At 36.8% G+C, this 16,201-nt stretch carries 16 protein-coding genes and 1 pseudogene; 12 read left to right on the forward strand and 5 right to left on the reverse strand.

The window, feature by feature from the left end:
* Positions 1-603: 603 nt before the first annotated feature.
* The 7 genes and pseudogenes from SOP96_RS17140 (at position 604) to SOP96_RS17170 (ending at position 7,006) form a co-directional block, all read left to right on the forward strand.
* Positions 604-1,377 (forward strand): hypothetical protein, encoded by a 774-nt coding sequence (locus SOP96_RS17140; protein ID WP_326322118.1) that lies wholly within the window; start codon positions 604-606, stop codon positions 1,375-1,377.
* The gene (locus SOP96_RS17145; RefSeq protein ID WP_283420494.1) at positions 1,365-1,886 is read left to right on the forward strand and encodes an acyl-CoA thioesterase; all 522 of its coding nucleotides are present in this window, start codon (positions 1,365-1,367) and stop codon (positions 1,884-1,886) included. Before SOP96_RS17140 ends, SOP96_RS17145 begins: the two co-directional genes overlap by 13 nt.
* A 92-nt stretch (positions 1,887-1,978) precedes the next feature.
* Positions 1,979-2,411, forward strand: a pseudogene (locus tag SOP96_RS17150) (GxxExxY protein).
* A 6-nt stretch (positions 2,412-2,417) separates the two neighbouring features.
* Positions 2,418-3,368, forward strand: a complete 951-nt coding sequence (locus tag SOP96_RS17155; protein ID WP_326322119.1) for a 2-hydroxyacid dehydrogenase — start codon at positions 2,418-2,420, stop codon at positions 3,366-3,368.
* 119 nt (positions 3,369-3,487) lie between these two features.
* Positions 3,488-4,750 carry a serine hydrolase domain-containing protein gene (locus tag SOP96_RS17160; protein WP_326322183.1) on the forward strand — a complete coding sequence of 421 codons (1,263 nt, stop codon included), beginning with the start codon at positions 3,488-3,490 and terminating at the stop codon, positions 4,748-4,750.
* Between the two features lie 25 nt (positions 4,751-4,775).
* Positions 4,776-6,545 carry an Ig-like domain-containing domain gene (locus tag SOP96_RS17165; protein WP_326322120.1) on the forward strand — a complete coding sequence of 590 codons (1,770 nt, stop codon included), beginning with the start codon at positions 4,776-4,778 and terminating at the stop codon, positions 6,543-6,545.
* Between the two features lie 2 nt (positions 6,546-6,547).
* A complete protein-coding gene (locus SOP96_RS17170) occupies positions 6,548-7,006 on the forward strand; it encodes a heme-binding domain-containing protein (protein ID WP_326322121.1) in 459 nt (152 codons plus the stop codon).
* A 51-nt stretch (positions 7,007-7,057) separates the two neighbouring features.
* On the opposite strand, the gene SOP96_RS17175 is transcribed toward SOP96_RS17170, so the two are convergent.
* The 5 genes from SOP96_RS17175 to SOP96_RS17195 all read right to left on the reverse strand — a co-directional run bounded on the left by SOP96_RS17175 (position 7,058) and on the right by SOP96_RS17195 (position 11,319).
* A complete protein-coding gene (locus SOP96_RS17175) occupies positions 7,058-7,570 on the reverse strand; it encodes an NUDIX hydrolase (RefSeq protein ID WP_326322122.1) in 513 nt (170 codons plus the stop codon).
* The gene (gene xerA / locus SOP96_RS17180; protein WP_326322123.1) at positions 7,567-8,481 is read right to left on the reverse strand and encodes a site-specific tyrosine recombinase/integron integrase; all 915 of its coding nucleotides are present in this window, start codon (positions 8,479-8,481) and stop codon (positions 7,567-7,569) included. Before xerA ends, SOP96_RS17175 begins: the two co-directional genes overlap by 4 nt.
* Positions 8,482-8,487: 6 nt before the next feature.
* On the reverse strand, positions 8,488-8,910 hold the full coding sequence (locus SOP96_RS17185; protein ID WP_326322124.1) for a deoxycytidylate deaminase: 423 nt from the start codon (positions 8,908-8,910) through the stop codon (positions 8,488-8,490).
* Positions 8,911-8,954: 44 nt separating this feature from the next.
* The gene (locus SOP96_RS17190; protein ID WP_326322125.1) at positions 8,955-9,722 is read right to left on the reverse strand and encodes an enoyl-CoA hydratase/isomerase family protein; all 768 of its coding nucleotides are present in this window, start codon (positions 9,720-9,722) and stop codon (positions 8,955-8,957) included.
* 109 nt (positions 9,723-9,831) lie between these two features.
* Positions 9,832-11,319 (reverse strand): catalase, encoded by a 1,488-nt coding sequence (locus SOP96_RS17195; protein WP_326322126.1) that lies wholly within the window; start codon positions 11,317-11,319, stop codon positions 9,832-9,834.
* A 131-nt stretch (positions 11,320-11,450) separates the two neighbouring features.
* Between SOP96_RS17195 and SOP96_RS17200 the strand changes: the two genes are divergently transcribed.
* The 5 genes from SOP96_RS17200 (at position 11,451) to SOP96_RS17220 (ending at position 16,175) form a co-directional block, all read left to right on the forward strand.
* Positions 11,451-12,401 (forward strand): LysR substrate-binding domain-containing protein, encoded by a 951-nt coding sequence (locus SOP96_RS17200; protein ID WP_326322127.1) that lies wholly within the window; start codon positions 11,451-11,453, stop codon positions 12,399-12,401.
* 235 nt (positions 12,402-12,636) lie between these two features.
* On the forward strand, positions 12,637-13,917 hold the full coding sequence (gene metK / locus SOP96_RS17205; protein WP_326322128.1) for a methionine adenosyltransferase: 1,281 nt from the start codon (positions 12,637-12,639) through the stop codon (positions 13,915-13,917).
* An 83-nt stretch (positions 13,918-14,000) separates the two neighbouring features.
* Entirely contained in the window at positions 14,001-14,492 is a 492-nt protein-coding gene (locus SOP96_RS17210; protein ID WP_326322129.1) for a hypothetical protein, read from the forward strand.
* Between the two features lie 195 nt (positions 14,493-14,687).
* A complete protein-coding gene (locus tag SOP96_RS17215) occupies positions 14,688-15,278 on the forward strand; it encodes an RNA polymerase sigma factor (RefSeq protein ID WP_326322130.1) in 591 nt (196 codons plus the stop codon).
* A gap of 201 nt (positions 15,279-15,479) precedes the next feature.
* Positions 15,480-16,175, forward strand: coding sequence for a YjjG family noncanonical pyrimidine nucleotidase (locus SOP96_RS17220; RefSeq protein WP_326322131.1), 696 nt, complete (start codon positions 15,480-15,482; stop codon positions 16,173-16,175).
* The last annotated feature ends 26 nt before the right edge of the window (positions 16,176-16,201 follow it).

Here is a 16,201-nt window from a genome sequence, read left to right on the forward strand (position 1 = left end):
TGGGGGGGSGCCCCCCCCCCCCCCCGCCAAATCCAAAGAAATGAGCTCAGACAATTGCTTCAATCACGGCTAGGGCAGCAGTTATCAATTCACATTTTGTCACAAAGATCAATGTAGGTTTCAAACTACAAAAACTTATTGCCTGAAATCCTGACAACTTATCAATAGGAGCGGACTTTAGTCCGCTTTAGAAAAAGTAAACCATCAATTGGCTTTAGCCAAAGCTTATTTTATGTTTAAGCCTCACCACCAAGGAAAGATTTCTAAATTGAAAATGCATATTTCCAAACATAATACTGAACAATTCTTATATAATCCGTTGTGCATTTTGCAGATACCGCCAAGTGAATGATAATTAGATTTTTGTCTTTCTTTATTAAATGAAATGCCATTGTTTACCTTAAAAAAATAAAGATTTATTAAAAAAAAAAATTGTCTCTCTTAGCGATAAAAAAGCGCAAAGTTATACAAAGAATTATAAAAAATACTGATTATAAAGCTAAACAAAGCCGTTTCACTTATTTTCGAAAAATAATAATTCAAAATGCACAACAGGTTCTTATATAACAAAAAGTCATGAAAAAGTCATAAATTTGCTGCCAAATGAATATTTCAGCTTACATTTTAGAATATTTGAAACAATTCGGCACCGTTACGGTTCCGGATTTTGGTGTGTTTTCCCTTGAAAACTCCAAGGCCATTATCAATTCCGAAAATGGGAGCATTCTTCCTCCTGCGAGTAAAATTGTGTACACCCCTGATTATAAGGTAAAGTCTGACGAACTGGCTGCTTTTATTGCCGGTTACAAGCAGATCACTGTAGAAGCTTCCACAACGGATCTCCAAATCCAGACCGATTTCTGGAAAAAGAAACTCCAGGCAGATCAGATGCTTGAAATTCAGGGGCTCGGTATCATTTATATTGAAGAAGGCAAAACACTTTTCAAAGGAAACAGGCTCCAGTCGGATCATCCCGATTTTTATGGATTGGAAGAAATTAAGCTTGCAGATATCCATAACAATGAGCCTCCAAAAAAAGGTTCGAAAAATTCTGAAAAAGATTACCGGTTTAACAAATCTATTCTTTGGATTTTCCTGATCATCATTCCTGTTCTGGGAATTCTGTATCTGGCGTATACGCAGCAGGAACTGCTTTTCGGTGAAAAATCCTTCAGTAAAACCACTCCTTCCATCCAAACCAAAACCCACCGGATTGAAAAAGATACGGCGAAAGCACAAAAAAATATTCCACCGGTAATATCATCAGATTCACTGAAAAAGGATACTGTGGCAAAACAGAATATCAAGCCTACAGCGGAAAAACCTGTAACCAATACAGCTCCTACAAACAACACTAAGAAGAAATGGCAAAAATAAAAAAGGCGTCAGAATCTCTGACGGTAATGACGAATATCGTACTCCCCAATGATACCAACCAATTGAGAAACCTTTTCGGGGGCGAGCTGTTGGCAAGAATGGACAGGTGTGCCTCAATTTCAGCAACAAGACATTGCGAAAGAAGAGTGGTAACGGCTTCCGTGAATCATGTTTCATTTGATCATCCGATTCCCGAAGGAGGAATTGTTGTGATGGAATCCAAAGTTTCAAGGGCATTTTCAACCTCTATGGAAATTTATGTGGATGTGTGGCTGGATGATCCTATTAACCACAAAAAAATTCAGACCAATAAAGGAATTTATACTTTTGTAGCAGTTGATGAATTCAACAGGCCCATCCCGATTCCTGAAATGGAACCCGAAACTGACTTGGAAAAAGAAAGATATGCTGCTGCACTCAGAAGAAAAGAACTTTCGCTCATCCTTTCCGGAAGAATGAAACCATCTGAATCCATTGAACTTAAAAAGCTTTTCGGGGAGTCAAACTAATTAAAACACAAAAAACACAAATCTTTACACTAATTCCACAAAATACTTAAACTGTATTAATGTGAAAAGTGTATTTTTTGTTTTAGCATATGATGAAAAAAATTATTTCTGAAAATGAAATCTCGAAAATCGTGTATGAATCAGGTTATTTGATCCATAAAGTTTTAGGCCCGGGACTGTTAGAAAGCGCTTATGAAGAATGTATGTTTTATGAACTTCAGAAGCAAGGTCTTTTTGTAGAAAAAAAAACCAATGCCGTTGATTTATGAAAATGTTAAATTGGATGTTGGTTATAGACTGGATCTGTTTATTGAGAAAAAATTTATATTGGAAATAAAATCAGTAGAGTTGTTGAACAATGTACATTTAGCTCAGATTCTTACGTATCTTCGATTAAGTAATTCCAGGCTTGGAATGCTCATTAATTTTAATACTCATCAATTTAAAGATGGAGTAAAAAGAGTTATCAATGGCACGTTATGCTTGTGTCATTTGTGCAAAACCATTTGTGTCATTAGTGTTTAGAAAAATATGAAAATACTCCTCTTAGATAAAAATCATCCCTTAATCACCGAACAGCTTCTCGCAAAAAACTTTATTCTGGAAGAAGATTTCACCTCTTCTTACGATGAGGTTTGCCGTAAGATCGAAAATTATGAAGGCATCATTATCCGAAGCAGAATCCCTTTAGATAAAAACTTTCTTGAACATGCCAAAAATCTGAAATTCATTGCAAGAGTAGGCGCAGGAATGGAAAATATTGATATTCCTGTCGCTCAAAAACTGGGGATTCAGCTGATCAATTCCCCGGAAGGAAACCGAGATTCTGTAGCAGAGCATGTGGTGGGAATGCTGCTGATCCTGATGAACCGGCTTTTCATCGCTTCGCAGGAAGTGAAAAACGGGATCTGGCTTCGGGAAGAAAACAGGGGTGATGAGCTTCTGGGAAAGATGATAGGTCTTATCGGATACGGAAATATGGGTAAAGCAACGGCCAAAAGACTTTCCGGATTCGGCTGCAATGTGATTTTTCATGATATTTTGCCTGGTCTGGGTGATGAATATGCTACCCAGGTTTCCCTGGATGAACTTAAAGAAAAAGCAGAAATTCTTAGTCTGCACATTCCATTAACAGAAGAGACGCATTACCTTATAGACAGATTATTTATTTCAGAAATGAAAAACGATTTTTATTTCGTCAATACTGCAAGAGGAAAAAATGTGGAAACCAAAAGCCTGGTAGAAGCTATTAAATTAGGAAAAATAAAAGGAGCGTGTCTTGATGTACTTGAATACGAAAAATCTTCTTTTGAAAACCTGGAAACTGAAAACGAAGATCTGAAGTTTTTGCTCGAATCCGAAAAAGTAATTGTAACGCCCCATATCGCAGGCTGGACAATCCAAAGTAAGGAAAAGCTTGCGCAGGTCATTGTAGATAAGATTCTGTCAAAGTTTTCAGATCATTTTCCGTCGATTCATTAATTAACATATTTCTGAAGTATATTTTCTGATTTATTTTTATGTTAAATAATTCATAATATATAATCAATAGTAACTCATTATTTTCAGTTTTTATTAAATTGCCGCTCATTTTGAAATTCATGAGGATGCGTAATCTTGTACTTATTATCACTGCCTGTATAACCCTTCTTGCCTGTAAAAATAAAGCTGAAAATCAGGAAACTACCGTTGAAAGCACAACCAATCTCCCGAATTACGGAAATGTAGATTTAAGTAAGGTTTTTACGAAAGAAGACAGCGAGATTGCTGATAAAGCATCGCTTTCAAGATATATCGATCAGTATTACAAAAGAGTATGGGAAAAGAGCGATCTCAGCGGAGGAATTCTGGTGGCTAAAGGGGATGATATTCTGTATGAAAATTACAGAGGTTTTGCAAGAGAAGGAAATCAAAATCCTATTGACAAAAATACTCCGCTCCACGTTGCTTCCGTATCAAAAACACTTACTGCGATGGCAGTGCTTAAGCTGGTAGAAGCCGGAAAAATAAATCTGGACGATCATCTTACAAAGTTTTTTCCTGGATTTCCTTATCCGGATGTTACGGTTAAAACATTACTTGATCAAAGAAGCGGCCTCCCGAAATATGAATATTTTATCACCAAAATACAACCGGCTCCTGCTGAGCTATCCAAAGCTTTCATTACCAACCAGGATATTCTGAATATGATGATTAGATACAAGCCTGATCTTGCAAGGGAAACGGACACAGGTTTCATGTACTGCAATACCAATTTTGCCATGCTTGCGCTGCTGATTGAAAAGGTTACCAATACTCCTTTTCCACAAGCCATGAAAGAAATGGTTTTTGATCCTCTTAAAATGAAAAATACATTTATTTTTCAGAAAGAAAATATTCCTACGGCGTCGCAATCATTTTATTATGGAGGAAACAGGCTTTATCCCTTAGACCGCCTGGATCTCATTTATGGGGATAAAAATGTGTACACTACACCAAGAGATCTTTACAATTTCTCCAAAGCCATGTTTTCAAAAGATTTTTTAAAGCCTGAGCTTATGGAACAGATTTTTGCTCCGTACAGCAATGAAAAAGCAGGAATGAATAATTACGGGTTGGGTTTCAGGATGAAAATTTTCGATAATGGCGAAAAACTTACCTACCACAACGGGTGGTGGCACGGTACAAATTCTGTGTTTGCACATTTGCTGAAATCAAAAGTAACGATTATCGCAATCGGGAACAAATATTCAGGAAAGGTGTATACGGCACTTGCCCTGTCTGGATTATTTGAAGATTTCCCTTCACAGAAAGATAAACTCCACAGTGTGATGAGCGATGATAAAGATTCATTAAAGGGACATGTTGAAGTTTATGGAGAATAATGTTTATTTTTGTGTAAATTTCTTCATGAAAAGATTTCTTTTATTATTTGTCATTGGCTTTCTTTTGCAGTCGTGTGCAAGGGTAGGTTCGCCTGTAGGAGGCCTGAAAGACTCATTAGCGCCAAAGTTTCTAAGTTCAAATATTGATACCACGAGAATCAATGTGCCAAGAGATATCAAAGAGCTGCGCCTTGATTTCGACGAATATGTTACGCTGAAAGATATTAATAAGAACCTTAGCATATCACCTCCGATACAAAATATTACCCGGATTATACCTTCCAGTATTGCCAATAAGTTCGTTCTTATCCAATGGAAAGATACTCTGCGGACCAATACCACCTACAATTTCAACTTCGGAAATGCTATTGCGGATAATAATGAGAGTAATGTTTTAAGATATTTCAATTTTGCATTTTCTACTGGTGATAAGCTGGATGATTTTTTTATCAGCGGAGAGGTAAAAGATGCATTGTCACTCAAAAAGGCAGGCGAAAATAAATTTGTTGTAGGCATTTATCAGGTAAAAGATACTATTGATTACAAACAGAAACCTTATTACATCACAAAAGTGGATGATGACGGTTATTATGAGCTGAATTATCTTGCTCCCGGAAAATACAGAATTGTTGCATTTGACGATGAAAACGGGAACTCCATATACGATCCGGGAAAAGAAAAAATAGGCTTTCAGAAAGAATCTGTTGATGTAGAAAAATCAATTTCCGGATTAAATGTAAAACTCTATCCGTCTAAAAAACCGGTAAAATATCTTGAAATGAAGGAAGTTCCGGGAGGTGTTTTAATGACATTTGAAGGCCGGCCGGATAGTATAAGAGTGCAGTCGCAGAGCGAAAAGCTAACGGATTACAAAGTTACGCACACTCCCAAATCGGATTCCGTAAGAATCTGGTTTGATGCGGTGAAAAGCAATCTCGGGCAAACCACCGTTGAAAACCTTAAGTTCGGGTATAATGCCGGAACTAAAAAAGATACACTTTATAGTGCTTCTCTTTTCTACCGTTACAACACGAAAAACGCAATGGATGTAAACAGTGATAACGGTGGCGGAATGCTTCCTCCTAAAGAAAATTTTAAGATAAGTTCAAACTATTATATCACAAGCATTAATACAGATAAATGGGCCTTCAGGGCAGAAGGGGACAGCCTTAATACACTTCCTTTTACAGCAAGGATTTCTGAAACTAATCCTTATCAGATAATCGTAAATGCAGATTTCGTTTCTGGTAAAAAGTATCAGCTTACCGTACCTAAAGAAACGGTTTCTTCATTCTATGCTAAAAATTATCAGTCAAAACGTTTTGATTTTGAAGCAGATAAAGTTGAAAATTATGGAAGCCTTACTTTTAAGCTTGAAAATGCACCTTCATCCAGCTATTGGATTCAGCTGGTGGACAGCTCGGAAAATGTCCTTTATCAAAAATACACCAAAGGCAGCGATGTGAAATTTGATATCCTCAAACCTGCAGAATATATCGTGCGCATACTTGTCGATAATAATGAAAATAAGTATTGGGATGAAGCAAATTTTCAGAATGAAACTTTTGCAGAAGATTCCTATATTTATTATAAAACGGTAATTGTAAGGCCTTTATGGGACAGCAATGAAACCTGGGATCTAAAAGATACAAGAGCATTGGATACATCCAAGCTCGGAACTCAAAAAACAGATAATAATACCACACCAACCCCTCCTTCTAATTCTGTTATTCCCGCAACCGGAACAAGACCCGAACTGAAAAACGACAGAAATATATTGAAGCCGACAAGGTAATAATGAAAATATTTAAAAAAATACTTTTTTGGTGTTTGGTAGGCTTTGCCCTGATTCAGTTTATTCCAACAGATAAAGTAAATAAGCCAGTTGACCGTAAAGTCAATTTTGTAGATGCAAAAAAAACACCGCCAAAAATCAGGAGACTTATTAAAGATGCCTGTTACGACTGCCATTCGGATGAAACGGTATATCCCGGCTATGCTTATATCGCGCCAATTTCCTGGTCTGTGAAAAGCCATATCAATGAAGGCAGAGAGCATCTTAACTTTTCGATTTGGGAAATGTATAATCAGGACTTAAAAAAAAGCATGCTGGAAAAGTCTGCTCAAACCATACAAAACAAAACCATGCCTATGCCCGGCTATATGGTGTATCACAAAGAAGCCAATTTATCCGAAGCAGAAAGGATGCTGCTTATTAAGTATTTCGAAGAAATGCTGAAAACAAAAACATACTAAAAATTCCACAGATTATTACCATTCATTTCATCTGTGGAATTGTACATGCTATTAATACTGTAAGTAGTTTTCAAAAAATTTTTTCTGTGAATCAAATGCAATTTCATCGAGATTCAATTCATCCTTAAGAATCCAAACGGCATCTGAAATTTCAGAAATATCAAGTTGCACCTTAAACTTTTCCGAAACTTTATATTCGTAAAAAAGATCGATTGTGTTATAATCTATTTCTTTATACTGATATACATTCGGAAGGCTCGTAAGGTATTTTAAATTTGAAATATCAACCTCAAGCTGCAGCTCTTCAAAAAGCTCTCTCCTGCAGGTTTCCTCTGCACTTTCCCTGGGGTCTACAAAACCTCCCGGGAGATCAAGCTTTCCTTTTTTCGGGTCTCTGTTCCTTCTGGTAAGGTAAATCTCATTTTCAAATCGTATAACCACAGCAACCGCTCCGGCTACATTATTATAAAGGGTGAAATTACATTCGGGGCAGCTCCATTTTTTTTCGTCGTCCCAGTTCAGAGATTCTTTGCCGCAGCTTGGGCAATATTTTAATATTTTCATTGGGCAATATTAATATTTCTCGGGTGGTAATTTAAAATAACATCCCGGAGTTCTTCGGTTTTAAGGTGGGTATAAATTTCCGTGCTGGTGATGCTGGAATGTCCCAGCATTTCCTGGATATAGCGGAGATCTGCACCATTTTGAAGCAAATGTGTTGCAAAAGAATGCCTGAAGGTGTGCGGAGAAATTTTCTTGCTCACGCCTGCCTTATCTGTAAGTTCTTTTATAATTAAAAATACGATTACTCTCGACATGGAAGTTCCTCTGCTGTTCAGAAACAGCGTGTCCTCATATCTTTTACTGATTCTTATTTTAGAACGGACTTCCGAGATGTAGTTTAACAGCAAAGTCGCTGTGTAGTCTGCAAGCGGAACGAAACGGATCTTCTTGCCTTTTCCAAGCACTTTAATATAATTTTCTTGGAAATTGATGTTCGAAATTTTCAGTTCAATAAGCTCCGAAACACGCAGGCCGCATCCGTAAAGCACTTCGATGATGCACTGGTTCCTTTTTCCAAGATCAGAATCCAGTTCGATGGCACCGATAATTTTGTTGATGTCCGGAAGGGTTAAAGTGTCCGGTAGATAAAGACCGAGTTTTGGGCCTTCTAATAAAGTGGCCGGGTTGTCTTTGCGACATTCGTCTTCAACAAGATATTTGAAAAATGCCTTTATAGACGAGATCCATCTTGCCTGCGAACGTTCGCTGAATTTTTTTTTGGAAAGATTAAAAATGTATTCCTGTAGGTTTTCATATTGAATGATATCTGGCCCCACATTTTCTAAATCTTCTTCTGCGTATTCTTTTAATTTTTTAATATCCCTAATATACGCATCAAGAGTGTTTTCTGAAAAATTTCTTTCGAAACGAAGAAAAATTTCAAAGTCCTTAATTTTTTCATCCCAAGTCATGTTGTGTTATTTTTTTAATTCATATTCCGAAATTTGCATTATTTCAATACCGTGGTTTTTTAAAAATGATATTCCGTCGTCGTCTGAATACTCATTAATGTATACAAGCCTTGTGATTCCGGCCTGTAAAATGAGTTTGCTGCATTCTTTGCAAGGAGACAATGTGAGATATAGCGTAGCTCCTTTTGCAGACTGAGTTGAAGCGGCAAGCTTTAAAATGGCGTTGGCTTCTGCATGAAGCACATACCAGTGTGTTTTGCCTTCTTTGTCCTCACAGCAGTTTTCAAAACCTGATGGGGTACCATTGTAACCATCTGAAATAATCATCCTATCTTTTACGATAAGAGCTCCTACCTGCTTTCGTTTACAGTAGGAAAGTTTTGCCCACTCCTGAGCCATTTTTAGATAAGCTTTATCAAACTTATTCATACAGCAACATCGTTTTTTCGAAATAATTTTTATTAAGGGAAGATTTAGAAGCTAGGTTTTCTTTTTTCAAGAAACGCAGAAACTCCTTCTTTTTTATCATCTAAGTCAAAAAGCTCTCCGAAATATTTAATCTCGGTTTCAAAACCTTTATCCGTATCTGATAAGTTTACAGCATGAATTGCTTTAGCTATTGCCATTGGGGAATTGTGAGCAATAACGTTGGCCAATTCTTTTGCTTTGGTTAATAATTCTTCAACAGGGTACACTTCATTCACCAGCCCGATTTCCTTCGCTCTCTGAGCAGGAACCATCTTGGCAGAGAAGATTATTTCGTTGGCAATACCTTTTCCTACAAGCTTCGGAAGTCTTTGAGTTCCTCCGTAACCGGGAATTAATCCCAGTGTTACTTCAGGTAATCCCAATTTGGCATTTTCCGATGCATATCTGATGTGGCAAGCCATGGCAAGCTCGAGACCGCCACCCAGCGCAAAACCGTTTACGGCTGCAATCACAGGCTTGGTCATGTTTTCTATCTTATTGAATAATGAATTTTGTCCGTTTCTGGCAAGCTCTTCTGCTTTTTCCTGTCCAAAATCGCTGAACTCTTTAATGTCGGCACCAGCAACGAAAGACTTTTCGCCGCTTCCGGTAAGAATGATCACTCTGCATGCCGCATCTGTGTTCAGCTCTTCCAGCGCTGAGCCAAGTTCACTGATTGTTTGGGCATTTAATGCATTTAAACTTTCAGGACGGTTTATGGTAATTACAGATATTTTATTTTGTTTATCTAATAATATGTTTTCGTAACCCATTTTTCAACTGATAAAATATTATTTTGTGCAAATTATAAATTTTTTATAAAAAAAAGGAAAAAAAGTCAATCTTTTTTTCCTTTCATTATATTTGTTGTGTTCAAGATCATTATTTAGAATGATTCATCATATTGGCATCAATAACAACATTAAGCTGCGTAGCCACTTTCATTCCCAACTCGATATTCGCTCTGAAAAAATGGCAAAGCTGACGGTTGATGATTTCATCTCTTTTAGGACCTGTAATTCCCTTCATGCTTCCTACAATATTACTTACGAGATTTTGTCTGTCTTCAGGACTCATCGCTTTGGAGTATAATAATCCGGGCTGCGTATAATGATCGTCATCATTTTCATTTCTGCTGTAGTTGGCAACATGAGCACTGTCCAGTTCATATTCATAATTTTTATAGGATGAATCCGGTTTAATGTCATCAAAACTGTTCGGATGGTAGTTTGGCTTATCCTGATAATGGCTGGAGTCTGCCATAAAACCATCGCGTTGGTAATTGTTTACGGCAAAAGGGCATCTGTTCACTTCAAGATGATGGGCATTTACGCCAACTCTGTAGCGGTGAGCATCAGGATAAGAGAATAATCTTCCCTGAAGCATTTTATCCGGAGAAAAGCTGATTCCGTTGATGAGATTGCTTGGTGAGAAAGTAGATTGCTCAACGTGTGCAAAATAATTTACCGGAATTTCGTTTAATTCCATTTCCCCTACCTCGATTAAAGGGAAATCTCCCTGAAACCATACTTTAGTAATATCAAAAGGGTTCCATCTGAAATCTCTGGACTGCTCTTCTGTCATTACCTGGATGTACATTGTCCATTTAGGGAAGTTTCCTTCTTCAATGGCATTACACATATCCTCCTGGGCAAAATCGGGATTCTCACCGGCCATTTTTACGGCTTCAGCATCCGTGAAATTTTTGATTCCCTGCTTTGTTTTCAGATGGAATTTTACCCATACTCTCTCATTTTTATCATTAATCATCGAAAAAGTATGAGATCCAAAACCATGCATGTGGCGGTATCCGTACGGTGTTCCCCTGTCTGACATTAAGATTAATACCTGATGCAGCGATTCGGGATTAAGGCTCCAGAAATCCCACATCATGGTAGCGCTTTTTAGATTGGTTTTCGGAACTCTTTTCTGGGTATGTATAAAATCGGGGAATTTTTTAGCATCTTTAATAAAGAAAACCGGTGTGTTATTTCCTACGAGATCCCAGTTTCCATCCTCGGTATAAAATTTTAGAGCAAAGCCTCTCGGATCTCTTGCGGTGTCTGCGCTTCCTTTTTCTCCACCCACAGTTGAGAAACGGGCAAACATCCTGCATGAGTTTCCTATTTTAGAAAATAATTTTGCTTTTGTATATTGGCTGATGTCATGTGTTACAGTAAAAGTTCCGTAAGCACCGGTACCTTTGGCATGAACAATTCTTTCCGGGATTCTTTCTCTTACAAAATGAGCCAGATTTTCCTGTAAAACGAAATCCTGCAACAAAACCGGACCTCTTGGCCCTACTGTCTGCGAATCCTGATGCTCATAATAAGGAGCGCCATTGCTTAACGTTAATTTTTTAGAATCCATATACTTATGATTTGTTTAGCAGTCTTTTATAATTAGCAGTCTGTATAGACGTATTAAATATCAAATTTACTTTAATTTTTAATTACAAATGGCAAAAACATTTTATCTTTGTCATAGATAATATTAATCAGATGAACATTCAGCAACTGGAGTATCTTATCGCAGTAGATAAGTATAAACATTTTGGTAAAGCGGCTCAAGCATGCTTTATTACTCAGCCTACGTTAAGTGCAATGATACAGAAATTTGAGGATGAACTGGATGTGAAGGTTTTTGACAGAACCACCCACCCGATTCGTACCACAGATGTGGGGCTTCAGATCATCGATCAGGCGAAGGTAATTATAGAATCTGTCAATGAACTGAAAAATAAAGCCAATCTTTTAAATAATATTTTAGGAGGTACCATTAATATAGGAATCATTCCTACTGTTTCTTCTTTTATCCTTCCTACTGAAATTTTTAAATTTTTGGAAGACAATCCGAAAATCCAGATGAATGTAAAGGAAATGACAACAGACAACATCATCAAGGCACTGAAAGCCGGTGAACTGGATGCCGGAATTATTTCCACACCTTATGATTCTGCAGATGAATTTTATCAGGACTTCCTTTTTAATGAAGAACTGATGATCTACAGCTCCGATACGGAAGCCAATAAGAAAAATTCTTACGTAGTTCCGGAAGAACTGAATGCGGAAAAAGTTTGGCTGCTGGAAGAAGGAAATTGCCTGAGAAATCAATTTGAAAATATCTGCCACCTGAAAGAAAATACATTGAAACCGAAAAACCTCGATTTTTTAGCTTCCAATATTCAGACGTTGGTTCATATGGTAGATAAAGTAGGAGGAATCAGTATTTTACCGGAGCTTGCGCTGAGCCAGCTTTCCGACAAGCAGAAAGAAAATGTTTTCAGATTTAAAAAACCTTTTCCATACAGAGAAATCAGCATCATTTATTATAAGCCGACATTCAAGCAGAAGATTATTGACGAATTGTCGCATTCCATCAGAACTTCACTGGAGAAAAAGCTTAATTATCACGAAAATCCAAAAGAATTCGTAAGCATAAAACCACAATAATTTCTTATTGTTAAAGAGCTGATAAGCTGCTATTTTCAAGAAAATTACAATAACCCTGCAAAAATTTGAGTATTAAAAAAATAGTACTTAAATTTGCGCACGTTTACGAACGAGGAAAAATTTGTCCTGATTGCAACCTCTATAAAAAAATGCTAAAACAGTATTTCTTTTTAGCCATACCGACAATTATTCTTATTTTTCTTCGTTAATTTTAATCTAAAACAAATAGAGTAATATGTCTTATTTATTTACGTCTGAATCCGTTTCAGAAGGACATCCGGATAAAGTTGCCGATCAGATTTCTGATGCATTGATCGATCATTTTTTAGCATACGATAAAAACTCAAAAGTTGCTTGTGAAACCCTTGTTACAACAGGCCAGGTGGTACTTGCCGGTGAAGTAAAATCGGATGCATATCTTGATGTACAGACGATTGCCAGAGAAGTAATTAACGGAATTGGCTATACCAAGGGAGAATATATGTTTAACGGAGATTCGTGCGGTGTGATTTCTGCAATCCACGAGCAGTCTCCGGATATTAACCAGGGTGTCGACAGAGCGGTAGATGATGAATCTTTTGAAGCGAAAGCCAATGCTCAGGGAGCCGGTGACCAGGGAATGATGTTCGGGTATGCAACCAATGAAACGGCTAATTACATGCCTTTGGCACTGGATCTTGCGCATACTATTCTTAAAGAACTTTCTGCGATCAGAAGAGAAAATTCAGAAATCACATATCTTCGTCCCGATGCAAAAAGCCAGGTTACAATTGAGTATTCTGATGATCATAAGCCAATCAGAATTGATTCTATTGTTGTTTCTACACAACATGATGATTTCGGAACTGAAGAAGAAATGCTGAACAAAATCAGAGAAGACATTAAAAATATTCTGATCCCAAGAGTGGTGGCTTTGCAGTCTGATGAGATTAAAGCACTATTTAATGATCAGATCAAATATCATATCAACCCGACAGGAAAGTTTGTAATTGGAGGTCCTCACGGAGATACGGGTCTTACAGGAAGGAAGATTATTGTTGATACCTATGGAGGTAAAGGCGCTCACGGAGGTGGAGCTTTCTCCGGAAAAGATCCATCAAAAGTAGACAGAAGTGCTGCGTATGCGACAAGACATATCGCTAAAAATCTTGTTGCTGCGGGAGTTGCAGATGAAGTTTTGGTTCAGGTATCTTATGCAATTGGTGTTGCAGAGCCTTGTGGCTTGTACATCAATACCTATGGTACTGCGAAAGTTGACCTTCACGATGGAGCTATTGCAAAAAAAGTTTCTGAGATATTCGATCTTAGACCTTACGCTATTGAGCAGAATCTGAAACTAAGAAATCCTATTTATCAGGAAACAGCTTCTTACGGACACATGGGGAAAGAGCATTATGTTGCTGATAAAACCTTTAACAAGGGACAGAAAAACGAGCTAACCCTTACCGGCCTGGAGTTCTTTACGTGGGAGAAATTAGACAAAGTAGAAGAAATTAAGTCCGCTTTCGGAATTTAATCTTCAAAAATAAATCATCAAACAGCTGCTTTATCTTTCAGGTAAGGCAGTTTTTTTTAATTTTACATAAAATAGAACAGAACATGAATAAAGCAGGAATCGTCATCAGCATTCTAACCGTATTTTTTCTTGGCCCATTTGCTAAAGCCCAGCTTACCGTACATAAAATGATAAGTGTAGGCTATACTTATCAGAATCAAAGTTTTGGCGATGTGGGAGGGAAGTTGCTTTTTCTGAAGAATGATGATGTAATTTATCGTCTTGGGGCATCAGCCATGATGGGATCTGCCAATTCGCAGTTTGCAATCATGCCGAAAGTTTCTACCGATGTTTTATTAAACTTTCAGAAAAATGTAGATTTTTATCATTCATATTATTTTCTGATCGGTGCGGAAGGAACCAATAAATACATTGCTCCCAAAGTTGGTTTTACCCTGTTCGGGATTCTGGATCTTACAGGCGGCTATGCATTTCCGATAGGAAACAGCGGAATAAACAACAAAGAATTAAAAGGACTGAATATTAATTTTACACTAAATATCCCTACTGTATTCATTCACGATATGTTTAAGTGATTTTTTTTAAATTTTTCTCTTAAAAATTTAATAATAGGTTAACAGTTATTAAAATTTTATTATATTTACATCATTAAAAATTGTATCCGCCTATTGATTATACTTTACTCTGAAGAATTGTTTTGTATTTACCGCTGAAACCAGATGAAAAATCTGGAAAGTGTTTTTTCAGCAAAAAAGTATTGAGAAGAAGTTATGAAATCAAAATCGGATAGTTTACTTATTTCCCTTTATCAAAAAGGAGACGAAGAGGCGTTGTCGACCCTTATCCACCGCCATCAGAGAGAACTGTTTACATTCATTTTTTACAAAATTAATGATGAAGATCTGGCGAATGATGTTTTTCAGGATACATTCATGAAAATCATTGTTATGCTGAAGGAAGGACGTTATAACGAAGAAGGAAAATTTATTCTTTGGGCAAAAAGAATTGCTCATAATCTTATTATCGACCATTTCAGGGCAAAATCCAAGAACATAAAAGTGTCGGAAACAACTTTTGAAACCGAAGAGTATTCTATTTTTGACTTGTTGAGAGAGCCTTCTGAGAATATTGAAGATCAGATGGTAACCAACCAGATCCAGGAAGATCTTTTAAAAATGCTGCAATTCCTGCCCGAGAATCAGCAGGAAGTAATTAAATTAAGATTTTTTGACGGATTAAGTTTCAAGGAAATTGCAGATCATACCGACATGAGTATCAATACCACATTGGGCCGTGTAAGGTATGCATTGATCAACCTGAGAAAAATCATGGAAGAAAATAATATTGTCTTGACACGATAGATAATAATTTCGGAAAATTCTCGTTTTAAGGAAAAACATTTAACCGCCTATGAGAAAAAATGATTCCTTAAAAGTGAAAACTTTGAAACCAAAAAAACAAACAATTGAGTTTCTGCTCAATTTTTCGAAGAATCTTGAGGTTGTAAAAACCAAGAGCAAGAATTATCCGATTTCCAAAAATTAAAATTAATTTTGTGCTGTATGAAAATTCAGCACATTTTTTTTGATCTCGACAATACCCTCTGGGATCACCGCAGAAATGCCTATCTTACCATAAAAGATTTATTTGAAAAGGAAGAAATCAATTTAAAATACAATATTGATTTTGAAGAGTTTCATTCGGTTTATCATGATATTAATGAAAAACTTTGGGAAGATATCCGTGACGGAATTATTGATAAGGCATATTTAAGAAAGCACCGTTTTTATGATACCTTTAAACATTTCAATGTTGATGACGAAAAGTTGTCCATGTATTTTGAAGAACATTTTTTAGATAGAATTTTAAATTATAATGAGCTCGTTGAAGGAACAGAATATATTCTGGAATATCTTAAAACGAAACAATATTCGCTGCACATTATCTCTAATGGATTTAAAGAAGTAACGGAAAGAAAATGTATTTTATCAGGAATCGCTCCTTATTTTCAGACTATTACCAGTGCAGATTCGGTTGGTGTGAGAAAGCCGCGTCCTGAGATTTTTGAATATTCCTTAAAGCTTGCCGGAGCAGCCAAAGAAGAAAGTATTCTGATCGGTGACGACTGGATCGCTGATGTTGTTGGCGCACAAAATTTCGGAATGGATGTAATTTTTTTCGATGTTTTGAAGGAAAACAAGCAGGAAAAAGGACTAAAAGCTGTACAGCATCTTTTGCAGATTAAAGAATATTTATAAATTTTAAAAGTTTCGGGGGCACCAAA

This window comes from Chryseobacterium salviniae, from assembly GCF_035819015.1.
In the GTDB taxonomy this organism is placed as follows: domain Bacteria; phylum Bacteroidota; class Bacteroidia; order Flavobacteriales; family Weeksellaceae; genus Chryseobacterium; species Chryseobacterium salviniae.